Genomic DNA, 24,069 nt, shown 5'->3' on the forward strand with positions numbered 1-24,069 from the left:
ACCTCCTCCGAACTCGAACGGTCAAAGAACGCAGGAAAACCCGGATGCCAAAGCACTTTACAAAGAGCCTGATCCTCGTCGCCCTCCTGCTCCTTCTCGCCACCCTGTCCGGCTGCGGGCGCAAGGGGCCCCTGCGCCCGCTCGGCAAGCCCATGCCTGCGGCTCCCCCAGACCTGGTGCTGCACCAGCAGGGGGGACGCATGCTCATCGAGTGGACCATTCCCACCCGCAACCAGGACGGCTCCGAACTCAAGAACCTGGAGGGGTTCCGGGTCTACCGCATGGACTACGACCCGGCCGAGGACTGCCCCGAGTGCCGCGACACCTCGATCCTGCTGCAGATCGTCGACCTCGACTACCTGCTCGAGGCCGACCGCTCCGACGACCGGCTGAGCATCGTCGACTATGAAGTGGAGCCGGCCACCGGCTACCGCTACCGGGTCGCGCCCTACACCGGCTCGGGCCGTGTCGGGGCCTCGGCCTCGGCCCGCCGCCCCTTTCTTCCCCCGCCCCCCGCCCCGGGCCGGGTCGCGGGCGAGGGCCTCGACCGCCTGGTTCGTCTCTCCTGGGAAAAACCGCTGCCGGGTCCGCCCCTGGCCGAGCTGGTCGGCTACCACGTCTACCGGCGCGCACCAGGCGCCCCCTTCCCCCCCCGGCCCATCAACATCGAGCCCGCGGCCGAACCCCGCTACGAGGACTTCGAGGTCCAAAACGATCAACCCTACCGCTACGGGGTGCGGGCCCTCTATTCCATCGGGGGGTTGCGGGTCGAAAGCATCGCCGTCGAAATCGGCGAAATCGTCCCTCGCGAGGGCCAGTAGAACGGTCTTTGACATTGCCCAAAAGGTGTGCTAGGAATACCTGTTTAGCCCGTCCAACAGCCCCACATCGGTCATCCAGGACGCTTTTTCACAAAGATTTTTGAGGAGGAGGTTGTTATGTTCAAGGGGTCCATGGTCGCCATCGTCACCCCCTTCGACGCAGAGGGGCGCTTCGACGAAGAAGGATACCGCCAGCTCGTCGAGTTCCAGATCGAAAACGGTACCGACGTCATCGTGCCCTGCGGCACCACCGGCGAGTCCGCCACCCTCGGCTTCGAGGAGCACGCCCGGGTCATCCACGTCTGCATCGACCAGGTGGCGGGGCGCGGCCCCGTGATCGCCGGCACCGGCGCCAACAACACCGCCGAGGCCATCCACCTCTCCGAGGGAGCCAAGGAGATGGGGGCCGACGGCCTGCTCCTGGTCTGTCCCTACTACAACAAACCCTCCCAGGAGGGAATCTACCAGCACTACAAGGCGATCGCCGAAGCCGTCGCCCTGCCCCAGGTCCTGTACAACGTCCCCGGGCGCACCGGCATCAACATGACCTCCGACACCACCGCCCGCCTCGCCGAGATCGACAATATCGTCGCCATCAAGGAGGCCTCCGGCAGCCTGACCCAGGTCAGCGAGATTCTCGCCAAGGCCGGCGACAAGATCGACGTCATCAGCGGCGACGACTTCCTCACCTTCCCGATGATGGCCTGCGGGGCCGTCGGGGTCATCTCCGTCTCGTCAAACGCCATCCCGGCCCGGGTCAAGGCGATGGTGACCGCCGCCGAAGAGGGGGACTACGCCACCGCCCGCAAACTGCACCTGGAGCTCCTCGAGTTCCACACCGCGATGTTCATCGAAGCCAACCCGGTCCCGGTGAAGACCACCCTGGGCCTGATGGGCAAGATCAGCGCCGACGTGCGGCTGCCCCTGGTCGGCATGCAGCCGGCCAGCCTGGAGAAGCTCAAGGCGATTTTGATGAAATACGATGTGATTTGAAGGCCGTGACGGGTGACGCGTGACACGTGACGCGTCTCAAGCCAGGCCAAAGCACACTACCATTGCCACAGAACCACGGAAGAGTGACCACAAACCGGAAGAGGGATTAGGGATTTTCCCCAAGCCGGATTTTCCCTGTGTCTCAGTCCCTCCGTGGTGAAACCAAAAGGATTCACGCATGATCAAGGTTGCCGTTACCGGCGCCGCCGGCCGCATGGGCGGGCGCATCATCACCCTCGTCACCGAGGCCGAGGGGCTGCAGGTCGCCGGGGCCGTCGAGGCGCCCGGCAATCCGAAGCTCGGCGAGGACGCAGGCCTCGTGGCCGGCTGCGGCCAGCTCGGCGTCGCCATCACCGACTCCCTGGAGCAGGCCCTCTCCGGCGCCGACGTTCTGATCGACTTCACCTGGCCCGAGGTCACCCTGGCCAACCTGGGAGTCTGCAAAAAGCTCGGCAAGACGATGGTGGTCGGCACCACCGGCCTCACCCCCGAGCAGCGCGCCGTGGTGGAGGATGCCGCCGGGACCATCCCCGTCGTCTTCGCCCCCAACATGAGCGTCGGGGTCAACCTCTGCTTCAAGCTCCTCAAGGACATGGCCGCCACCCTCGGCGAGGCCTTCGACGTGGAGATCGTCGAGCTGCATCACAACAAGAAGAAGGACTCCCCGAGCGGCACCGCCGTGCGCATGGGCGAGATCGTCGCCGACGCCCTCGACCGCGACTACAACAAGGTCGCCAACTATCACCGCGAGGGGATGTGCGGCGAGCGGACCAAGGAAGAGATCGGCATGCAGACCGTGCGCGGCGGCGACATCATCGGCGAGCACACCGTCTACTTCGTCGGCATGGGCGAGCGCATCGAGCTCACCCACCGCGCCATGAGCCGCGACATGTTCGCCCGCGGGGCGGTGCGCGCCGCCGGCTGGCTGGCCGGCAAAGAACCGGGCCTTTACGACATGCAGGACGTTCTTGGCCTGAAATAAGTTTTCACACCCTTTTTCTCACGCCCGTCCGCTGCGCTCACTCAAGACGCAAAGCCGCAAGGGAAGACCAAAATCAAGGTCTTGATTTTCTTGGCGTCTTTGCGGCTTTGCGTGAGACAGAATCTGATTTAAAAAGTTTTTTCCGGAGGAAATTCATGGCACGTCTCAACGACAATTACCTGAAACTGAAGGCCGGCTACCTCTTCCCCGAGATCGGCCGCCGGGTCAGCGAATTCACCACCGCCCACCCCGACGCCAAGGTCATCCGCCTCGGCATCGGCGACGTCACCAAGCCGCTGGTGCCGGCCGTGCTCAAGGCCTTCCACGACGGCGTGGACGACATGGCCAAGGGGGAGACCTTCCACGGCTACGGTCCCGAGCAGGGCTACGGGTGGCTCATCGAGACCATCATCGACAAGGCCTACAAGCCCCTCGGCGTGTCGCTGAAAACGAGCGAGGTCTTCATCAGCGACGGCAGCAAGTGCGACTGCGCCAACATCCTCGACATCTTCGACCTCTCCTGCAAGGTCGCCATCGGCGACCCGGTCTACCCGGTCTACAACGACACCAACGTCATGGTCGGCCGCACCGGCGAGGCGGACGAGCAGGGCTACTACGAGAACATCGTCTACATGCCCTACACCGCGGAGAACAACTTCGCCCCCGCCTACCCCGAAGAGAAGGTCGACATCATCTACCTCTGCTTCCCCAACAACCCCACCGGCACCGTCGCCACACGGGAGCAGCTTCAGGGCTGGGTCGACTACGCGATCAAGAACGACGCCGTCATCTTCTACGACGCCGCCTACGAGGCCTTCATCCCCGAGCCGGGCATCCCCCACTCCATCTACGAGATCGCGGGTGCCGAGAAGTGCGCCATCGAGTTCCGCTCCTTTTCCAAGACCGCCGGCTTCACCGGGGTGCGCTGCGGCCTGACCGTCGTCCCCGAGGAGCTGATGGGGACGACAAAGGACGGCGAGAAGGTCTCCCTGAACAAGCTGTGGAACCGCCGCCAGAGCACCAAGTTCAACGGCGTCAGCTACCCGGTCCAGAAAGCCGCCCAGGCCGTCTACTCCGACGAGGGGTGGGCCCAGGTCAAGGAGGTCATCGACTACTACATGGAGAACGCCCGCATCATCCGCGAAGGCCTCACCGAAGCGGGAATTCAGTGCTACGGCGGCGTCAACGCCCCCTACATCTGGCTGAAAACGCCGGAAGGGATGAGCAGCTGGGACTTCTTCGACAAGCTCCTCAACGAGTGCTTCGTCGTCGGAACCCCCGGCAGCGGCTTCGGCCCCAGCGGCGAAGGCTACTTCCGGCTCTCGGCCTTCGGGGATCGGGAGAATGTCGAGACCGCGGTGGCGCGGATTCGGGAGAAGTGGGGGAAGTAGATCTTTTCCACCTATCGACACGAAAAAGGGCGACCTGCTGGTCGCCCTTTTTCTTTGGCCTCACTCAACGCAAGACCACCAATTAAGTATGCTGTCCCCGTAACTCGCGCCGTACCAGATAGGGGGGGATTGGTATGAAGTGCCCTATGCACCACTGTGCCATACTGTACTGGAAACGCATCAGGCTTGACTCGGACAGCAGGCCGAAGCAGTGGGCACCCACCATAAACTTGGCCAAGGCATTCACACCAAGGGGAATTTTGTTTCCCCCGTGCCGGAAGAGTTGGTTCAGCACCGCGTAGGTGATTTTTTCCTTCTTGCCATGGAAGAGTTGGCGCTGCCAGAGGATGAGCAGGAAATCGACCGCAACGCGATGTGAGGTCACCGGGTCGACATTTCGATCCCCAAGGCGGGCCAAAGCTTTCTCGAGGTCGGGGGCGATGCTCCACCCGAAAGCCTCGCCGAGGTGTTCAAGGTATCGCGCATTGATGCTCAAGAAGGAAAAATTCCCCCGGATGAGGCCCGTCGTAGCTTCGCGAAGATCCTGCTCGGCGATCTGCCCCTCCTCGGCCCCGTAGTTCAGTAGGATTTGGGTCCAGGCCCCCTCGACCCCCAAGGCGCCCTTCCCATAGGCACGCAGCCGGAGGTCGTCCGACAAAATCATCCGTCCCGACCCACTGGCCGCTAACAGGGTGTCCACGAAAGCTACATCCATGAGGGAGTCAAACTCCCGCAGCCGACCTTCGGCATCAGCCGCGCCGACGGCGGGCAGAAGATCACAGTTGTATTCCGCCCAGGCGATCACCCCCTCGACAAACTGGACGGATCTCCTTTTTCCCTCCTCTGTGTGTTCTGCAAAGTGGATCGCTTTACCTTCCGCACGGAGGGTTCCTGACCCAGAGAACAATCGCCTCTCTTCCGCCAAGCGCAAAAGCAGGTTCAGTCCAGACTGGGTGACCCCGAGGCGGCCTGCCGCTGCGAGGACTTGGCCCTGGATCTCAAGGGCATGCAGGCAATAGAGGGTCACTGGGTCGACAACAAAACCAGCTTCGCTTTGCGCGAGGGCTCTCAGAGTGCTGTCCCGCTCCTCCGGGGTCCCCTCACAGCACAAGACCGGATGCCCGGGCATGTTCATCATCCCCAGGCAGAGATCGACAGGGTGGGTACCGAACCTTTTTGCCACCACCCCTATAGGAATGGGGTGCTGTCGGTACAGAGCATCCAAATAGAGGGCGGCCTGTTTTCTCCGGCCAAGAGAATCGATGATGGGTTGGAGGTCGAGAGTCCCGTTCTGGTTTTTTTGAAGAGAGAGGCTGAAAAGGCTTTGCTGGCCGGGGAAGCGAACTTCGAAGCCATCGCGGATATTCTCAAGGGCGTGAAGGTACTTGTGCCTGATCTGCGTGATTCGAGCCATCTCTGTTTTGAATGGGTCCTCGATCAGGGCGAATTTCTCCCCAACCTTCAAGCCCATAGCCCGAACGGCGAGCTGGTGGCTAGGGGGAAAGCTTTCCCCGAATGGGTTTGAACCAGGCGTATCCTCAATGATGTAGGTTGTCGTCCGTCCGTCCTGGGCCTCAATCGTAAAGGCAGTATCCAGGCAGACACAACTCGGGCTAAGAGAGGTTTTGAATTCCGGCGACCAGTTGTTTCCCTGAATCAAGAAAAGGTTTATGTACCCCATATGGGTTGTCTCGGCGGGGCGCCCGTCCCGCACGGTGCGATAAGCTAGCCCACAAGCCCTTTCAAAGAGACCGTGGCGTGCCGCTATCTGGAAGAGAGCGACCTGGGCCTCGGAATCAGCTTCGGGATCGTGAGAAACACCCTTCAGGAACGTGACTACCTTCTCTCTCTGCCCCTTCTTGGCAAGGAGATGCAACCAGTTCAGCCGGCTGCGCAGGTCCTTCGGGGAGGCATCGAGGTAAAGTTCCAGTAGCCTCAGTGCCTCGCCCTCGTTGCCGACGCGAAGGTGGATATGTGCGGAGATCTTGCTGTAAAAAGGATTCTGCAGAAATTCCACAGGAAGACTCTGAATCCGACTCAGGGCCTCCCTTGTCATATCTTCCTCCACCAAACAGATCAGCAGGCGTTGCAGGGCCTTCGAGTTGTGCGGAGGGGTGGCCAGATCCCGGTACAGTGGCAGCGCTTGGCCGTACTCCCCGAGCTCGAAATACCCTTCTGCGACAACCACCCGGTCAAAGTAGGGGGAACCCTCCTGCAGCAGGTCCCTTGCCTTATCGACACACCTCAGCGCCTCCGCCGCCTCGCCGTTGACTTGGTGGGCGTTGGCGAGTACGACCAGGAGCCGGACATTCCCCGAGTGCTCTCGGGAGGCCGCTTCGGCCGATGCGATACAAGCTTCGGGCCCCTCAATCCTCTGTAGAGTTTGAACCCGCAGCGCCTTGGCGACCGCCACGGCCTCCTCTGATTCAGACCCGGCCAAAAAAGACTCTATTCGGGTTTGGGCCTCTTCATATCGCCCGGTTGCGACTAGGGCATCCGCCTCGAACAGGGCCTGCCCCGGGAAACTCCCCTCGGGCAGTTTCTGCAGGATCTGAGCGGCGGAACTGGGTTCGTTCCGTTCCATGGCGAGGATGGCCTGCTGCCGGAACAGCAGGGGATCCTTGGCCCCTCTGGCTGCTGTCTCGTCCAGAATCCGCCTGGCTTCGTTCGGGTCGCCGAGCAAACCGAAAGTGGCGCCAAGGTTTATTCCGATGGAGGAAATCAGGTCCGGTGCTTCGGCTTTCTGCAGGTCTTCCCATAAGGTGGAGAATAGGTCCCGGGCCTCGAGCAGCAGCGCTTCCTGCTCGGGGAGGAGATTCTTTTCGTAAAGGACCGATTGATCTTCCAATACCTCCTCGAGGAGGGTCTGGGCGAGGTGGTTTCGGATGTCGCAGGAGGTTGGATCCAGATCGTAGGCGCGCCTGATCCAGTCGCGGCAACAGATCATGTTTCCCCGCTTGCGGTAGAATTCGGCGATATGAAAGGCGACTTCGGGCCGGCCCTGAAGGTCTTGGGGAACCAGCCTGAGTGGATCGGTATCGTCTCCGCTCTCGGCCGTTGCGGCCACCACCAGCGAGTGGGCCTGCCCACTATCGGGGTGACAGGCAGCTGCCTCCCGGGATATTTGAAGAGCCTTTTCGGGATCTCCGAGGATAAGGTGAGCTAGGGCGGCGTTGCAGAGAGCTTTTTCGGCCTTGGGGTCAAAAGCCTCTGCCTCGAGAAACAGGCGAGCCGCCTCGTCCCGGGTGCCAAGTGCAAGGTGCGCGGCGCCGATATTGGTAAGGACCCGGAAACGAACGGCGGGGCTACATTTGTCCCAAGTGTTCGCCCGGAACCCTTCGAGGAGCCCGAGGGCCGTGGTGGGCTGATGGGCCTGAAGGAGGTCTCGATATTGGTCGAGTTGCTGGTGATAGGCTTCCATGAGGGTGTCGGTATCGGCAGGTGCGCGATCGGCGCAGTGGGAGCTCGAGCCCAGACCGCGACATTCTGGTAGCGAGTTTGCCCTGACGAGAGCACGGATTTCCTTCATTTCGTCACGAAGCCCCTCAACCCCATCATGGACAAGGTCCAAGGTAGAGTGGTCGACGCCCTTTTCTAGGGTGGTTTGAATCTCAACGAGTCTTTGATTTGACTGGTTCTGCCCGGCGAGAATTTCCTGGGTTAGCGCCAAACCATGCCCCTCTTCGAGGAAGTGGCGCTTCTGTGCGAAAATCTGGTCGAGAATCGGGATCTTGCGCACTTCCTCGTAAAGAGCTTTCAGGAAGAAGATGAGGGCTTCCCGGGTGGCTGGGGGGGACCCATCGTATCCTTCCGGATTTAGTTCGTCGGTATCCCAATCCCCGGCGCTGAAATGCAACGACTGGATGACGTAATCGCGGTTTTCCGCACGGGCAAGGAAATAATCCTTTGGTTTCCCGAAGTGATCTCCATACTCGGCGAAGAACGTTTGGACCGCCCTTTCGAACGCCCGCGAGAGTTCCCGCTCGGCCTTCTTGTCAATGGGCCCTTCGCTGAGTACACTCCCGAGGACCCTAACCGCAAGGCTGCTGCTGATCTTGCCAACAACTCCGGAAATGGCAACCATAAGTTCCCTTCAATAAGACTGCGGATCAACCATGGCTCGGATATACGATCACAGCGACCAGCAAGCCCATAACCTAAGTAGCAAGTGCCGGTGTTGCCCCGAGGAATCTGCCCCACAAAGCTAACTCATATCAGGCTTAAGCTCTGGCGCCGAAAACATATCTTATAAGGCAACGCTTAGGCTGGAAGATTGAACTGGATAAAGTTTCTCCGAAAGGCCTCAATATAGAGGAAACTTAAGGAGCGTACCTGCTTCGGGGGACACATTACCAATTTTAATCTTGGAAGTTCCGCGAGGCATCCACCCCCTAACATTCCACACCCATACTTTCTTCTTCAGCCAGCTCTTCCTCAGTCAGAATGTCTGGGTCAATTATCCATAATGGGACTTCAACCATTGCGACATCCATTGCTCTAAAGAATGCACGTTCACCATCCTCATCTATAAATGAAATCATATAGTTTTCTTCAACATTCGTTTCCAACATGAATAACATATCTCCAATCTGTCCGTCATCTTCTTCATCCTCTGGATTGTCTTCATCGGCGTCTACACGAAAACTAAGTCCATGTTTCGAGTCATTTAAGTAGACATTTAAACCATAGAACTCCTCCTCATTCGCCTCATAGCATGGAGAATCCCAAAGAAAGTGACAATACAACAAGTGCCTTCTATTTAAAGCAACCATTTTATTGTAGGCGCTGAAAACTACAAACGGAGTTGACATGTCATCGCTTTGAATTTTTTTCCAAAGAAAACTGTTTTCCTTGGCTGACAAAGGGAGCTCACCCTCGGCACCACCACGCAGCCGATACTTAAAGCGAAAAACACGTGGATCCATCTCTATCCCCGCTTTTCCCATATCCTCGCCCAAGCCCTCATCCATCATGAGCCTTTCAAAAGGGTCTATTGCACTAAGCACCTTGGCAATCGGCCTCTTTGACTCCGGAAAAACTTTCACCATTTCTCGACCAAGTGCTTCGCAAATCTTTACAGCAAGCTCAAATCGAACAGATTGCTTCCCTGTTTCAATACGTTGGATTTGCTGCTGACTGGTCCCAACTGCACCTGCGAGCTGTGCCTGCGTGAAACCCTTCTCTTTGCGGAATTCCCTAATTTTGTTTGCAACCATAGCGAACCTCCAAAACCCGCTTTAGTGTTTTACACAAATTTAGGTTATACACGGTTATTTGTCAACATCGATAGTGGCGGGAGGGGGGGGACACATTACCGATTTTAATCTCGGAAGGGCCGCGAGGCCTTCGAGTCAGGCTTGACAAACAGACATAGTCCAAAAAGACATCAGCAAAAAGGACACAAAAAGGACACAAAAAGGACACAAAAAGGACACAAAAAGGGCACAAAAAGCACAAAAAGGGGACAGCACAAAAAGGGGACAGATTTATTTTCTTGTCCCCACTATCCCGCCATGCTAGCCTCCCCCCATGCCAAGAACAGCCCGCATCCTCCTCCCCGAATATCCGCACCACATCATTCAGCGCGGCCACAACCGCCAGACGGTGTTCGCCGACGGGGACGATTACCGCTATTACCTCGACAATCTGGGCGAATGGAAAGAGCGCTTCGGGTGTAAGGTCTACGCCTTCTGCCTCATGACCAACCATCTCCACCTGATCGTCGAACCGGGAGAGGACGCCGAGAGCCTCAGCCGCCTGATGAAGAGACTGGCGGGACGGCAGACCCGGTTCGTCAACCGCCTGGAGGGGCGCAGCGGCACCTTGTGGGAGGGGCGCTTCAAGTCCAGCCCCATCGAAAGCAATGCCTATCTGCTGGCCTGCTGCCGCTACGTGGAGATGAACCCGGTGTTCGCCGGGATGTGCGACGATCCTGCCGCCTATCCGTGGTCCAGTTGCAGTTCCAAGGTCTCACATAAAAGGTACGCCTGGCTCGACGACGACCCCCTCTACCTGGGCCTGGGAGCGACGGACGAGGGGCGCCGGCAGAACTACGACGAGTTTATGCGGCAGAGCATCTCCGACGAGGAGAAGGAGGTTATCCTCGGCGCGGTCCGGCGCGGCCAACTGACCGGAGGGAAGGCTTTCGTGGACGAAATCGAGTCCCGCCTGAACCGCCGCGTCGAGCTGCGGGGCAGGGGGCGGCCGCGAAAGGACGGCAAGTAACTCCGTCTCCTGTTTGGAAGGGATTGAACGATGTTCGACGGGATCTTCTGGGACAACGACGGGGTGCTGATGGCGACGGAACACCTCTACTACCAGGCCAACGCCGAGGCGCTCTCGACGGCGGGGGTGGAACTGACCCTGGAGGATTTCCGCCGCATCTCCCTGCGTCTGGGGGAGAGCGTGCTCGGCCTCGTCGCCGACGCCGCCGAGAGACAGGAGCTGCGCCGGCTGCGGGACCGGATCTACCGGCGGCTCCTGGGGGAGGAGTCGCGGGTCATCCCGGGAGTGCGGGAGACCCTGGAGGAACTCCACGGCCGGATGCCGATGGCCGTCGTCACCAGCTGCCGCCGGGAGAACTTTTTGCGGATGCACCGCGACAGCGGCCTGCTCGGCTTCTTCGACTTCGTCCTCACCCGCGAGGACTACGGGGCCTCGAAGCCCGACCCGGAGCCGTACCGCGCCGCCTGCGACCGCGCCGGCCTCGATCCCGCCCGCTGCCTGGCCGTGGAGGACTCGCAGCGGGGGGTCACCTCCGCCGCCCGCGCGGGCCTGAGCGTCGCAGCCATCCCCGACAAGATGAACCGGGGGGGCGATTTTGCCGCGGCCCGCTGGCTCCTGGAGGGCGTCCACCAGCTGCCGGCTCTCCTGCAGAGCAAGGACGGAAAATAGATCCGTTGTCGTCCCCTTCCCCTTCACCGACCGCAGCGCCTCCAAGAGGCGCCCGGCCCTGATCCTCAGCTCCCCCGCGTTCAACCGCGCAGAGCACACGGTCCTGGCCTTTACGCAATCCGCCGACACGCCATATATGAATCCGAATTCCAGCGAAAACCTCTTTGACCACCGCCCGCTCCTGATGCTGGCCCCGATGCAGGGGCTGACCAACCGCTTGCTGCGCCAGTGGTTTATCGACCATGTGGCGCCGGACCTGGTCTTTACCGAGTTCGTCCGCGTGCAGCCACGCAGTCGCAAGCGGGTCACGCGCAGCGACCTGTCCGAGGTCGGCAGCCACGGCGCGGAGACGCCGCTGGTGGTGCAGCTCATCGGTCACGGTGAAAGGCCGCTGTGCGAGGCGGCCGAAGCCCTGCAATCAGCCGGCGCCCGGCATCTCAACCTCAATCTCGGCTGCCCCTACGGGCGGATGTCGAGCGGCGTGACCGGCGGCGAACTGCTGCGTGACCCCCTCAAGCTCGCGGCATTGCTGGGCAAGCTGCGGGGGCAGATCAAGGTCGATTTTTCGATCAAGTGCCGGGCCGGTTACGACGATCCCCGCCAGATCTTCGAGCTGCTGCCGATCTTCGCCGACTGCGGTATCGACTGGCTGATTCTCCATCCGCGCACCGTCGAACATGCCTACGCAGGCCGCGCCGACCACCGGCTGACCGCCGAGGTGGCGGCGGACTGTCCCCTGCCGCTGGTCGCCAACGGCGATATCAACGATGTCGCAACCGGCCTCGAGCTGCTCGAAATCCCCGGCCTCTCCGGCCTGATGCTGGGGCGCGGGGCGCTGGCGGACCCTTTTCTGTTCGAGCGCCTGCGAAGCCGCCAGGTTGAGCCGCCCAGCGACCGAGAGCGCAGCATGCAACTGCAAGGGTTTATCGGTGCCGTGCTGGCCGGCTATCAGGAGCAGTTCTGCGGTGAGCGCCAAGTGCTGATGAAGATCAAGAAACTGATCAATTTCATTCCTGATCCGTCACGGCAGAGGGTGCTGGGAAAGATGAAGCGGGCGCAGAGTCTGGAGAAATTTTCGAGGTTGCTGCAGGATTTGTAAAAGAGAAGGGCGAGACCCCACTATCCTGCCGCGGGGAATCAATGTCAAACTGTGAAAGCCTGCCCCTCCCTCCCGGAAAGAAAAAGCATAGAAATGCTCCGGCACATCTTTGGGCTTTTGACACGAGCCTTTTAATGGGTGTTCCCACCTCCCCCTCTTGGTCGCCAATTCCTGGCGTCTGCGGCGCCGCCCCCCCCAAAAGCGAATCCATCTCTTCTCATTTAGCGGCAACCAGCTGCTTCATCAGGTCCCCAAGGGTGGGGAGGTCGGCGAGGAGAGCTTCCCGTCCGCCGTTCCCCCCTACCAGCTCCCATTCTATAACCGTTTTGCCACTTTTATAGTCGTGGGAGATGTTGGCGTGGCGAGCCTGTGGGTTCAGCACCAGCTTGATCTGGGAGAGGAAGATCCCCCATTCGGTAAAGGCATCGACCACGTTGGTGGTATAATTCGGCTGCGGGCTGATTATGGCGACTTGCAGATGGCGCTTCTCTGTGCGAACCAGATCGAAGTCGTCAATCCGTTTCATCATGATCCCGATTAAATCCGTACTTTCCCCCCCGTATATGCGGTCGTTGGGACTGATGTGGGCCATATAGGAAAACCTGCCGGGGTAGGAAATGAGAACCGCCGTGCAGGTGCGGACCCCGTGGGTGTAGATCTCTCCCCCGGGGCCGGTCACCCTCCTGAATTCATCCATATCGACTTCAATTTCCCGTCCACCGTTGTGATTGATCGTGCGGTAGCTTCCCGGCTCCTGTTGGACCATTTTTTCCATGCGCAACAGGAGTTGATTGCTGTCGCGGCGGTAGCCGTTTGTGATCACTTCGTCTTCGTCGATCTTGGCGATGAGGAGCCATTGATGTCCCAGCACCTGGACCACCTTGAAGGAGGTAAGGGCGGGAAAGTTGCGGTAGTCAATAATCAGCTTGTGGCCTTCGCGCTCGGCAAACTTGGCCGAGATGTTCTCGGATGAAAGATGCTGGCGCAGGACGGTGCTGTCGGCGAAAAATCGGGAATCGGTGAGCATGGCCCGTTCACGGTTGACCAGAAAGACTTCGCCGGTACTCCCCAGTCCCTCCTCAAGGCTGAACATTTCGTTGATCTTATTGATGGAAAATTGCAGAACGAACCAGCCGCCGTTCTCACCCGAATTGTTAGTGGGGACCACGAAGAATGAGGACGGCTCTCCGGCTATACGGTAGTTTTCAAAATCAACGAATCCACCTTCTGGATGTTTGCGAAGCTGTCGGGAAAGGGCTGTTTCGGCAAGGTCACCATCAAAAATATTTTTATGGTAGTCAGATTTCTTCCTTACCGTATAAAAAATATCCCCCCCATGATCAATAAATAGAATGTCGTGAAAGGCAAGGTACTTCTCAATGTAAATATCTTCAATAGCGTTGCGGATGCGCAGGAGTTCCTGCTGCGCATTCACCGGTGGCGTTTGCCCGTGCCAGGACGAATAAATACGGTGCTTGTCTTCAAAGAGGTGAACCATTTTGCTGTCGGTTCCGATGGCATGGGCGTTCGCTTCAATCTTCGCCATGTAACGGTTCAGTTGCCCCTCTTTGCGGTCGCGAATTGCGTCGAGGCGGGCATAGGTTTCCTCGCGAATGGAAGTTTTCCGCGAAGTGCAGCCGGCGGGGATGAGGAGGAGCAGGAGCAAAAAGATGAGGGGACGCAGAGTTTGTGTCGGGATGTGGCGATACATTGGTTGAACTCCTGAAGATGGGTTGAGTTCTGCGCGTAAATACTAGCTCTCGCCGCACTAAAAAGTACAGGGCAATGGGGATATTCTTTTTTTTGCTCAACAATGAGCCTAACTTGGGGACACAATGCTCATTTCAAAAGGGGCTGTCCTGGACAACTTAAAAGTGTACAGGACAGCCCCTTTCAATATCAGCTCGCCGGGCATGTCGTGGGCACCCACATCAATTCAATCCCGAGTTAAGGAAGGGGTCCGGAACTCTTGATTACCAGTAGAGATTGAAGAGCAGTGTGGTGTCGGTGACATATCGGTCAAATGAACTTTGGCGGCTGGATTCGAGGACCAAGCTGGTGTCGGCAGTCAGCTGGAAGTTCTGTTTGAGTGAGATGTCCATGCTGCGGTGTGGATCCCCTGCTTCGTACCAGACATTGCGACCGGTCAGGTGAACCTTCCAGGCCGGCAGAGGGTTGGCCAACAGTCCGACCGTCGCCCCGAGACCGAGCGCGAAGCTGTCACGGAAGCGGCCGCCGACCAGCAGGTAGGTCTCGACCAGGGCATAGACCATAGCCCGGTTGCCGCCCCACGTGAAGCCGCCGCCGGGATTCAATCGATAAACCAGGTGGTCGTCCCGGTCGTCGAAAAGGGTCTGCTGGAATCCGGTCGAGACTTTCCAGGAGACGGGATGGTAGAAGGCGTGTCGCGGTGAAATCGAGGCGATATTGATCAAGTCGAGGCGCTGCAGCTGTAGCTTGCGGCGATCAGGATAGAGACGCAGGGCCAGGTTGGCGAAGTCGATCTGCGAGCCGGGCAGGTATCCCTGGTCGGCATCGAGCAGGTTGTGGTAGGCGGGGCGGATCCGTAATTCCTGATACCAGTCGTCGTCCCGCAGGCCGACCCCGAGGGCGAGACGGTTGGAGCCATGCCCCTGGATGTGTACCTCCTTGGAATGTGAGTGTGCAAGCTTTAACCTGACAGGAGTCGCACATTAACCGAAAGAAGGCATTGGGGTCAAGGCCAGAAAGCGTTGGGGGTCCAGCCTTGCCTTGCCGCCTTTTTGAAGGATTCGCATCCGAAAACCCGCAAGAGCGGTCATCAAACTCGGCGGGTGGCCCCCATTCCCCCGGACGGGCTTGACCCCCGGCCCCATATCGTGTACACCAGAGATCCCCCGCCCCCCCCCCGCGCCGTCCCCCTGCGACACGACAATCACCAACGGAAAGCGCCTCCCTGAAACGATGCATGAAGACTTCCCGACATTAATCCGGCAGGCGACCGGCGCCAGAGCCGTCCGCCCCATCGAGACGATCCAGGAGCTTTGGAGCGGCTACGGCGCCATCCTCCGCTACGGCTTGACCGGCTCGGAGAGAGAGCGGGTCGTGGTCAAGCATGTCCGCTTCCCCGACCGGATCCGCCATCCCCGGGGCTGGAACACCGATCGATCGCACCGCAGGAAACTGCGCTCCTACGAGGTGGAAAGGACCTGGTATGCCCGCTGGAGCGCCCGATGCGGCGGCGCCTGCCGCATTCCGCACTGCCTGGCGCTCGAAACCCGCGGGGACGAGGCGCTCATGGTCCTCGAGGACCTCGACGAGGCGGGCTTCCCGCAGCGCCGGGAGGCCGTCAGCGAGGCGGAGCTCCTCGCCTGCCTGGGCTGGCTTGCGAACTTCCACGCCACGTTTCTGGGGTGCGATCCCGACGGGCTTTGGGAGCAGGGGACCTACTGGCACCTGGAGACCCGCCCCGACGAGCTCGAGGCCCTCGCCGATCTCCCCCTGAAGCGGGCCGCTTCGGCCATCGACCGGATGCTGCGGGAGAGCCCCTACCAGACCATCGTCCACGGCGACGCCAAGCTGGAGAACTTCTGCTTTTCCCCCGACGGCGGAGAGGTGGCGGCGGTCGATTTTCAGTACGTTGGCGGCGGCTGCGGAATGAAGGATCTCGCCTACTATATCGGCAGCTGCCTTGATGAAGAGGCGTGCGAGCGGCTCGAGCCGTGGCTGCTCGAGTCCTACTTCGCGTCGCTCCGGAAGGCCCTGGCCCGTCTCCAGCCGTCGATCGACGCCGGAGAACTGGAAAAGGACTGGCGCGCCCTTTACCCGGTGGCCTGGACCGATTTCCACCGGTTCCTGAAGGGATGGAGCCCCGGCCACTGGAAACTGACCGACTACAGCGAGCGCATGGCGCGCGCGGTGGTCCGCCGATTGGAGCAGGAGGGAGAGGTTTGAATCAAGGGGGACGGTGGCTGCACCGGCCCCCTTTTCAGTGGACCGGTCGATTCGTCGCCATGCTCCTCAATCCACCCTGCGCAGGAAAATCGACGGGTCAACAACGCGGCAAGACCGAGGGGGACGCTGTTTCATAGAGCCCTGATGTCACAAGGCCCTTTTTGCTGTCGGAGGATTAGACTGGAAGGAGTATCCGCTCTTGCCAACCCGGCTGTTCTGCAAGTCCAGGCCGGGTTCCATCTTCCATTCTCCATAAGGGATGATTTCGCTGCTCGGGCGACCAGGGTCCGGTTCTGCCTTGCCGCCCTGTTGACAATCCGCAGCGAGGAAGCCGGTCGCAGGAACAGGAGAGTTTCGGGATATACTATTGATATTCCTAGAGGGCGCGGGACCGGACGAGAGGCAACCAAACGATCCCTGGCCCGGCGGCGTCAAAAAACAACAGGAGAGACATGATGGACATCCAGACACTCACAGCGTTCTTCATGTGGTGCTCAATCCTGAATGGCGGCCTGTTGGCTCTGTGGACAGTCTTCTGCGTGTTCGCCCCGGACCTGGTGTATCGCACACAGCGCAGATGGTTCCCCATCCCCCGGGAGACCTGGGACGTGGTTATTTATTACTTCCTCGGGATGTTCAAAATCGTCTTCCTGGTCTTCAATCTCGTTCCCTACGTGGCCCTTCGGATCATCGGATGACACAGGAAAACATTGGGAGGGAGTCCTGCAAAGGCCAACAGGTGAACTGATCCGGCAGATGCGTGGTCTCCACACCACTGCTGCCTGCTGAGCCCTGGAGCAACTGACTTCAACGCCTGGAGAGGCTTATAACAAGATCCACATCGCCATGTCGGCCGAGAATCCGCAGCGCCTCCATGGCGCTGTCTGCGTATTCCTTGGCATCTCCCGTGAGGTACGCAAAGACAAAGGCGGCCAGTTCGGCCTGCGCTGCGGCGCGTCTTTCTTCGGGCGATCTTTTCTTCCCCGCCCGGAGCCAAAGGGCTTCGGAGCGGCCCTGATGAAACGCGATGGCTTCACCAATGAGGGCAAGGCGCTTAGCCAAGGACGGTTTTTCGTTGGACCGAAAGGCGTCCACAAGTTTTTCGGGAAAATCTTCCTGGATGATTTCCGCAAGACGTCTAAGCTTATTTTTCACCATTACCTCATGCTGCAGTTTCTAGAGACGGGGATCGCCAGCGATATTACCACGAATGGCCCTTGCAGAAGTAGGGCAAGCAGGCTCCACTCCCATCAGAAACAAAAAAGAGCGGCCAATCGGTCGCCTTTTTTTGTTTGCGGGGCCTGACAGATAAACATATCAGACCTTGCCGTAATACCTTTGTGGTAAAAACTCCCCAGAACGGTGGATCTATTCTCCTATTTAGGCAGTTTCGATGACCCAATGGCGCCGTCACCAATACACCCCACAGACGGGCTAAGCAGCGCGCCACGGATGAAGCTGGCTTGAGTAAAATTTTGACCTGCCAAAGTTCCAGACAAGCAACCCATTGCTCACACCCCCCCTCATATGCCAACACCCAGTGCATATTGACAAGACTTTCACATTTTACAGGTGTACTCGGAATTCGCGCAGAAACTCCTGAGAGCACGCCAACAAAAGAACAGCGTTTCTGCATATCCGCCTAAACCTATCCGCTCATTTAATTTTCGTCAAAAAGCCAGACACCATTCGCAGTTTTGACTTCGAGATTATTCAAAAACCATTTATTTCTTTTGTTTTTAACATTTACAATCAACAGGCCAAAACAAACGCAAACTTTTTTGTGTTATTCGTATATAAATTTTAGCTATATCAATATCTGGATATTTGTTTTTCAGTTTCGATAAAATTCTAAAAAGCATGCCCGTTTCGGTCCATACAGACTCAAGGCGCAAAAACAAAAGATATGTCATAGGCAAGGTCTATTTTTTCTTGACGATTGCCAAAGGGATTGATACTGTTCCCACCTTCTTTTTATCTGAAACACTGCCAAAAAACTGGGGAAGATCATGAATAATCTCACTATGGGTTTTGAGAACATTATTAACGCAAACGGGGTCACGATTGCCGTCACGGGAATAATCATCGTTTTTTCAGCGCTGACAATTATCTCCCTCTTCATCGCCCTGCTGCCCAAGCTCTTACCCCTGCTCGGGAGGCTGCTCCCCGAAGAACAACACCCTCACGCCCCCTCGCCCAGCCAGTCCTCAGACCACGAAGAAATATTGGCGGCCATCGCCCACGCGCTCTTCCGCAAACAAGCGGGATCGCTGCCGACGAAATAAGGGACCAGCAGCGGAAAAACCACCCCACCCCCCGAACGAGAAGAGAGACTGAGGACATCAGGTGAATATTCTTCTGGACTTTTTATCGACGACCGCGTTTTCCACGATGACCGCGGGAAACCTCATAATGATCATCATCGGCATCGTCTTCATTACCCTGGCGATCCGCAAGGACTACGAGCCGCTGCTGCTGATTCCCATCGGGTTCGGGGTGATCGTCGGCAACATTCCCCCCATTGAGGGAATGGCGCTGAGCGTCTACGACGAGGGCAGCGTGCTGAGCATGATCTATTACGGGGTCAGCCAGGGGGTCTTCCCGCCCCTGATCTTCCTCGGCATCGGCGCCATGACCGACTTCTCCACCATGCTGTCCAACCCGAAGCTGATACTGCTCGGCGCCGCCGCGCAGGTCGGTATCTTCCTGACCTTTATCGGGGCCATGTACCTCGGTTTCAGCCCTGCGGAATCGGGCGCCATCGGGATTATCGGCGGCGCCGACGGGCCGACGGCCATCTTCCTGTCTGCCAAGCTGGCACCCCACCTGCTCGGGTCGATCGCCATCGCCGCCTACTCCTACATGGCGCTGGTGCCGGTCATCCAGCCGCCGATCATGAAGCTGCTGACCACCCGCGAAGAGCGGCTGATCCGGATGAAGGCGCCGCGGCACGTCTCTCAGCGGGAAAAGATCATCTTCCCCATCGCCGGCTTTTTGATTGCCTGCCTGATCGCGCCCGGCGCGATCGTCCTCGTCGGGATGCTCTTCTTCGGCAACCTCCTGAAAGAGAGCACCAGGACCGAGCGCCTGGCCAATACGGCCAGAAACGCCATGATCGACATCGTGACCATCCTGCTCGGATTTTCCGTGGGCGCGAGCACCCAGGCGCAGACCTTCCTCAATCCCCAGTCCCTCCTGATCTTCGGCCTGGGCGCCCTCTCCTTCTGCATTGCCACGGCGGGCGGCCTGCTCTTCGCCAAGTTCATGAACCTTTTCCTCAAAGACAAGATCAACCCCCTGGTCGGCGCCGCGGGCGTTTCCGCCGTTCCCGACTCGGCGCGGGTGGTACAGATGGTCGGCCAGAAAGAGGACCCACACAATTTTCTACTGATGCACGCCATGGCCCCGAATGTGGCCGGCGTCCTCGGATCAGCCATTGCCGCCGGTATCCTCTGGTCGGTACTGGTCCTTTAGTCCTGTCGCCTTTTGGGGCCGATCAACTGAATTACAAGTCAACCTCGACATATAGGGGCAATTATGAGCAAAAAAGTCAAATTCATGTGTACCGCCTTCAGGGACGGTCTTCAGTCAGCCTACGGCGCCCGCGCCTACACCGAAGACTTCATGCCCGCCGTCGAAGCGGCCCGGAACGCGGGAATCACCTACCTCGAGGCCGGCGGCGGCGCCCGTTTCCAGTCGCTCTATTTCTACTGCAACGAAGACGCCTTCGACATGATGGACCGTTTCCGCGAAGTGGCCGGGCCCGATGCCAACCTGCAGACCCTCGCCCGCGGGACGAACGTCGTCGGGCTCGAATCCCAGTCGAGCGACGTCATCAGGATGCATGCCGAACTCTTCAAGAAGCACGGCATCAGCACCATCAGGAACTTCGACGCCCTCAACGACCTCGACAACCTGAACTTCAGCGGCAAGTGCATCGCCGAGGCCGGCCTCAAGCACCAGATCTGCGTCAGCATGATGCAGCTCCCCCCGGGGTGCACCGGGTCCCATGACCCCGATTACTACGAGTCGGTACTGAGGGGGATCGTGGACTCGGATATCCCCTACGACTCGGTCTGCTTCAAGGACGCCTCCGGAACCGCCACCCCCTCCAACGTCTACGAGTCGATCAAGCGGGCCCGCAAAATCCTCCCGGGAGACGTGGAGATTCATTTCCACACCCACGAGACGGCCGGGACCGGGGTCGCCGCCTACATGGCCGCCCTCAATGCGGGTGCAGACCTGATCGACCTCTCCCTGGCCCCCTGCTCGGGCGGGACCTGCCAGACCGACGTGCTGGTCATGTGGCACGCCCTGAGGGGCTCCGGCTTCGACCTCGACGTCGACATCGAAAAGGTGCGCGAGGCCTCGGAGGTCTACAAGGACTGCATGAAGGACTACTTCCTGCCGCCCGAAGCGATTGCCGTGGAGCCGCTCATCCCGTGGAGCCCGATGCCGGGCGGCGCCCTGACCGCCAACACCCAGATGCTGCGCGACAACGGCATCATGGACAAGTACCCCGAGATGATCAAAGCGATGAGCGAATGCGTCCGCAAGGGCGGCTTCGGCGCCTCGGTCACCCCGGTTTCCCAGTTCTATTTCCAGCAGGCCTTCAACAACGTCATGTTCGGCCCCTGGAAGCGGATCGCCGAGCCTTACGGCAAGATGATCCTCGGCTATTTCGGCAAGACCCCCCTTCCCGCCGATCCCGAAATCATGAAGATCGCCGAGGAGCAGCTGGGGATGCCGCCGACGACCCTCGCGCCCCTCGAGATCAACGACGCCGACCCCACCAAGAGCCTCTCGCATGCCATGGAGATGCTCCGCAAGGAGGGGCTCGAAGAGACCAAAGAAAACATCTTTATCGTCGCCACCTGCCGCGAAAAGGGGATCAAGTTCCTCAAGGGCGAGGGCGAGATCGGCGTCCGCAAGGTCGACAAGGAGAAAGAGCATGCCATCGGGGACACGGCCGATCACGGCGACTTCGTTGTCACCGTCGACGGAACCGACTACCAGATGTCCCTGAACGGGGAAACCGTCACCGTCAACGGCAAGGTCTTCGCCACGGGCATCCGGAGGGACGAGCACGGCTCCGGCAGCCCGCAAACCATTGAGGCTGCGGCGTCTGGCGGAACCTCGGTCAACGCCCAGATGCCGGGCGCCGTCTGGAAGATTCTGAAAAATCCGGGCGACCCCATCACGGAAGGGGAAACGATCCTGATTCTCGAGGCGATGAAAATGGAGGTGCCCGTTGTCGCACCGGTCTCCGGCAAGGTCACCCACATTGAAGTCAAGGACGCCGAACACGTTGTCAACGGACAGGAACTGGCCAGAATCGCCTGTTAACGAGCGAACCGGGACCCGGCTCCAGACAGAGATTCTCAAGACTCTACATCCATCATAAAGAAACAAAAACCGGCACCGGGAGTCTTCCCCGGTGCCGGTTTTTTTCGTACGCGCAAAGAGATTGGTCTTTCCAGCCCCATTTAGGGCATAATAGGACCATGTCGCCCCCCCCCTTCACGAGCTTCAGCAATTCGAACCGGCGCCTGATCCTCCTGCTGATCGCCTGCCACCTGTTGTGGAGCTGTGCCGTTTTCGGACTCTGGTCGGCCGGAAGCCTGATCGAGGCGGCCGCGCCCTGGGTCTCCGGCGGGTTCATCGCCCTGCAACTGTACGCCGCCGCCCAACTGCTCCTGCCGGCCCTGCTACTGCAACCCGAAGAGCGCACCCGCGGCTATTATCTCTTCTGGGGGACGACCCTGGCGCTGGGCATATGGCTGGCCAGCCAGCTGCCCTCCGCCGGTATCTGGCAGCCGCTGCTGACCGCGATCAAATCGGGCCTGCTCCTTTTGGTCGCGACGCTCACCGGGGCCGCGCTGGCCAGGCACATCCACCGCCTGTGGGAGATCGTGCCGGTCTGCATCGTGATGACCCTGGCCGACGTTGCAAGCTGGCTTCACGGGCCGACCGCCGGCTTTGCGCACCAGATCGAGCAGTACTACCTTGCACCCGAAGGCCCTCCCCCGCTTATCGACATGGTTCTGGTCAAGCTGGCTCTTCCCGGCCCTGCCGGGCTGGCGCCGGTCTTCGGCATCTCCGACTGGATCATGGTGGTCTTCTTCGCCATCGTGGCCCGTCGCCACGGGGTCAACGACAACCTGATCGGAACGCCCGGAGAGAGGCTGGCGCGACAGGGGCGGATCGGGCGCTACCTGCCGGTCTCGGTTGTCGCCCTCTTCGTCGCGACCGTGCTCGCGCAGGCGAGCGGTCTCTTTCTCCCTGCCTTGCCGCTGATAGCCCTCATCATGCTCTCCTGGTACGCTGCCCGCTGCCTGCTGCTGCGGCGTGCGCCTGACTCACAACGGCGCACCTGAGACCGGGGACTTGCCCGTTATTTTTGCGATTCAAAGAAAATGAACCCGGCTGCCGCTCCGGAAATCGACGGTTACCGGTTGCCATTGCCCATAATCGAAATGCCGCAAAACCGCAAACCTGGTGCCGCCGCCCATATCCGCTTGATTATCCCCCCCCCCCAACGTACACTTCCCCAGTCTCCGTATCTCAAAACAAGGACAGCGCCGAACCCATGAGTGAAAAACAAGCCAACAACCCGCTGCACGGCGTGACCCTGGAGCAGATCGTGAACAGCCTGGTGAAATTTTATGGCTGGGACACGTTGGGCAAACGCATCGACATCAAGTGTTTCAACAGCGACCCCTCGGTGAAGTCGAGCCTCAAATTTCTTCGCAAATCGCCCTGGGCAAGGAAGAAAGTCGAAAGCCTGTACCTCGCCACGAAAAAGCGAATGGCCAAACAAGGGCAAAAAGATTAAACCCTCGCTGGTTTCCGGGGAGGGTCCCGAATCTACGAAACAAGGATCGAACGTGGCTAAGTCGTCTTCAAAAGCTGCTGCCGCCGCCCAATCGAAGGCCCCGGCCGAGGACCTGCCGAACGGGGAGGGAGTCATCATCGCTCATCACGGCGTGACCGTCGAGGTTCGCTACACCGGCGGCGAGCGGTTCATGGCGCGGGTCAAGCGCCGCTCGGGGCATGTGGTCGGCGACGCCGTTCAGCTCAGGGACGGGGTTTTGAAACGGCTTCCCCGCCGTACGGAACTGCGCCGCCGTGACGCCATGGGCGGGGTCCACCTGGTCGGGGCCAACCTCGACGTGCTCGGCATCGTCGTCTCCCCCTCGCCCCCGCCTCCGGCCGGCTTTGTCGACCAGGCGATCGTGGCGGCCCGGTCCGCCGGCCTCGAACCGTTTGTCGTGGCCAACAAGTGCGATCTCGCCACCTCAGCAGAGCTTGTCACCGCACTGCGCGCCGCCTATGCCGACGCAGTGGCGATCTACCCCCTTAGCGCGGCCACCGGGGAGGGGCTCGACGGGCTCAGGGCGTTCTTCGCCGCCGACCACCGGGGCGCCTTCGTCGGCACCACCGGCGTCGGCAAGAGTTCGCTGTTGAACGCCCTCTGCCCGGAGATCGACCTGCAGGTCGGAACGCTCAACGACAGCACCGGAAAGGGCCGCCATACGACCACGGTCTCCACCCTCCATTGCCTGGACGGGGGCGGTGAGCTGATCGACACCCCCGGTTTCAACGATTTCGGCCTGGTCGACATCTCCGCGCAGGAATTGTCCCTCTACTTTCCCGGATTTGAGCAGGGTCAGCCCGGAAACTGCCGGTTCAGGAACTGCCGGCATCGCACCGAGCCGGGCTGCGCCGTCAACGCGCTGGTGGCCCAGGACCGGATTCCGGCCGCACGTTATGCCACCTACCTGGAGATTCTCAACGACGTCGAAGCCGACGAGGCACAGAGCCGTTCCCGGGGAAGGAAAAGCTAAAAGTCGGCGGCGTGCCAAAGAAGGCATTGGGGCGGTTCCTGACGGGCCACGCCTCCGACAGCCCGTACGGCCGCCGAGTCCTTCTTTTTTTGCCGGCAGCGGGGAAGAA

General features: G+C 59.8%; 20 protein-coding genes. 15 read left to right on the forward strand and 5 right to left on the reverse strand.

What is annotated here, in order from left to right:
• Window positions 1-44: 44 nt before the first annotated feature.
• The 4 genes from C0617_RS01670 to C0617_RS01685 all read left to right on the forward strand — a co-directional run bounded on the left by C0617_RS01670 (window position 45) and on the right by C0617_RS01685 (window position 4,187).
• Complete coding sequence (locus C0617_RS01670) at window positions 45-821, forward strand: lipoprotein (RefSeq protein ID WP_291315281.1); 777 nt, start codon at window positions 45-47, stop codon at window positions 819-821.
• Window positions 822-938: 117 nt separating this feature from the next.
• Window positions 939-1,814 (forward strand): 4-hydroxy-tetrahydrodipicolinate synthase, encoded by an 876-nt coding sequence (gene dapA, locus C0617_RS01675; RefSeq protein ID WP_291315282.1) that lies wholly within the window; start codon window positions 939-941, stop codon window positions 1,812-1,814.
• A 178-nt stretch (window positions 1,815-1,992) separates the two neighbouring features.
• Window positions 1,993-2,796: a 4-hydroxy-tetrahydrodipicolinate reductase gene (gene dapB, locus C0617_RS01680; protein WP_291315283.1), complete on the forward strand. Its 804-nt coding sequence runs from the start codon at window positions 1,993-1,995 to the stop codon at window positions 2,794-2,796.
• 155 nt (window positions 2,797-2,951) lie between these two features.
• On the forward strand, window positions 2,952-4,187 hold the full coding sequence (locus C0617_RS01685; RefSeq protein ID WP_291315284.1) for an LL-diaminopimelate aminotransferase: 1,236 nt from the start codon (window positions 2,952-2,954) through the stop codon (window positions 4,185-4,187).
• Window positions 4,188-4,269: 82 nt separating this feature from the next.
• Here C0617_RS01685 and C0617_RS01690 read toward each other — a convergent pair whose 3' ends face one another.
• Entirely contained in the window at window positions 4,270-8,271 is a 4,002-nt protein-coding gene (locus C0617_RS01690) for a hypothetical protein (protein WP_291315285.1), read from the reverse strand.
• 307 nt (window positions 8,272-8,578) lie between these two features.
• Window positions 8,579-9,403, reverse strand: a complete 825-nt coding sequence (locus C0617_RS01695; RefSeq protein WP_291315286.1) for an XRE family transcriptional regulator — start codon at window positions 9,401-9,403, stop codon at window positions 8,579-8,581.
• A 313-nt stretch (window positions 9,404-9,716) separates the two neighbouring features.
• Between C0617_RS01695 and C0617_RS01700 the strand changes: the two genes are divergently transcribed.
• The 3 genes from C0617_RS01700 (at window position 9,717) to C0617_RS01710 (ending at window position 12,180) form a co-directional block, all read left to right on the forward strand.
• Window positions 9,717-10,412: a transposase gene (locus C0617_RS01700; protein WP_291315287.1), complete on the forward strand. Its 696-nt coding sequence runs from the start codon at window positions 9,717-9,719 to the stop codon at window positions 10,410-10,412.
• Window positions 10,413-10,442: 30 nt separating this feature from the next.
• Window positions 10,443-11,081, forward strand: a complete 639-nt coding sequence (locus C0617_RS01705) for an HAD family hydrolase (protein WP_291315288.1) — start codon at window positions 10,443-10,445, stop codon at window positions 11,079-11,081.
• A gap of 136 nt (window positions 11,082-11,217) precedes the next feature.
• Complete coding sequence (locus C0617_RS01710) at window positions 11,218-12,180, forward strand: tRNA-dihydrouridine synthase family protein (RefSeq protein WP_291315289.1); 963 nt, start codon at window positions 11,218-11,220, stop codon at window positions 12,178-12,180.
• 217 nt (window positions 12,181-12,397) lie between these two features.
• Here the strand turns inward: C0617_RS01710 and C0617_RS01715 are convergent, their stop codons facing one another.
• Both C0617_RS01715 and C0617_RS01720 read right to left on the reverse strand, forming a co-directional pair.
• Complete coding sequence (locus tag C0617_RS01715; protein ID WP_291315290.1) at window positions 12,398-13,891, reverse strand: cache domain-containing protein; 1,494 nt, start codon at window positions 13,889-13,891, stop codon at window positions 12,398-12,400.
• Window positions 13,892-14,153: 262 nt separating this feature from the next.
• Complete coding sequence (locus C0617_RS01720; RefSeq protein WP_291315291.1) at window positions 14,154-14,615, reverse strand: hypothetical protein; 462 nt, start codon at window positions 14,613-14,615, stop codon at window positions 14,154-14,156.
• A 508-nt stretch (window positions 14,616-15,123) separates the two neighbouring features.
• Here C0617_RS01720 and C0617_RS01725 point away from each other — a divergent pair.
• Together C0617_RS01725 and C0617_RS01730 are read left to right on the forward strand one after the other, a co-directional pair.
• Window positions 15,124-16,113, forward strand: a complete 990-nt coding sequence (locus C0617_RS01725; protein ID WP_291315292.1) for a phosphotransferase — start codon at window positions 15,124-15,126, stop codon at window positions 16,111-16,113.
• A 455-nt stretch (window positions 16,114-16,568) separates the two neighbouring features.
• Window positions 16,569-16,811 carry a DUF6868 family protein gene (locus C0617_RS01730; RefSeq protein WP_291315293.1) on the forward strand — a complete coding sequence of 81 codons (243 nt, stop codon included), beginning with the start codon at window positions 16,569-16,571 and terminating at the stop codon, window positions 16,809-16,811.
• A 109-nt stretch (window positions 16,812-16,920) separates the two neighbouring features.
• Here C0617_RS01730 and C0617_RS01735 read toward each other — a convergent pair whose 3' ends face one another.
• Window positions 16,921-17,271, reverse strand: coding sequence for a hypothetical protein (locus C0617_RS01735; RefSeq protein ID WP_291315294.1), 351 nt, complete (start codon window positions 17,269-17,271; stop codon window positions 16,921-16,923).
• Between the two features lie 851 nt (window positions 17,272-18,122).
• On the opposite strand from C0617_RS01735, the gene C0617_RS01740 reads away from it, so the two are divergent.
• From C0617_RS01740 to rsgA, 6 genes are all read left to right on the forward strand, one after another.
• Window positions 18,123-18,398 (forward strand): OadG family transporter subunit, encoded by a 276-nt coding sequence (locus tag C0617_RS01740; protein WP_291315295.1) that lies wholly within the window; start codon window positions 18,123-18,125, stop codon window positions 18,396-18,398.
• Window positions 18,399-18,504: 106 nt separating this feature from the next.
• Window positions 18,505-19,587 (forward strand): sodium ion-translocating decarboxylase subunit beta, encoded by a 1,083-nt coding sequence (locus C0617_RS01745; RefSeq protein WP_363324408.1) that lies wholly within the window; start codon window positions 18,505-18,507, stop codon window positions 19,585-19,587.
• Between the two features lie 63 nt (window positions 19,588-19,650).
• Window positions 19,651-21,459, forward strand: a complete 1,809-nt coding sequence (locus C0617_RS01750; RefSeq protein WP_291315297.1) for a biotin/lipoyl-containing protein — start codon at window positions 19,651-19,653, stop codon at window positions 21,457-21,459.
• Window positions 21,460-21,617: 158 nt separating this feature from the next.
• Window positions 21,618-22,490, forward strand: coding sequence for a hypothetical protein (locus C0617_RS01755; RefSeq protein ID WP_291315298.1), 873 nt, complete (start codon window positions 21,618-21,620; stop codon window positions 22,488-22,490).
• Between the two features lie 212 nt (window positions 22,491-22,702).
• Window positions 22,703-22,948 (forward strand): VF530 family protein, encoded by a 246-nt coding sequence (locus tag C0617_RS01760; protein WP_291315299.1) that lies wholly within the window; start codon window positions 22,703-22,705, stop codon window positions 22,946-22,948.
• Window positions 22,949-23,000: 52 nt separating this feature from the next.
• Complete coding sequence (gene rsgA / locus C0617_RS01765; RefSeq protein WP_291315300.1) at window positions 23,001-23,960, forward strand: ribosome small subunit-dependent GTPase A; 960 nt, start codon at window positions 23,001-23,003, stop codon at window positions 23,958-23,960.
• The last annotated feature ends 109 nt before the right edge of the window (window positions 23,961-24,069 follow it).

Source organism: Desulfuromonas sp. (genome assembly GCF_002868845.1).
Lineage (GTDB): Bacteria > Desulfobacterota > Desulfuromonadia > Desulfuromonadales > BM501 > BM501.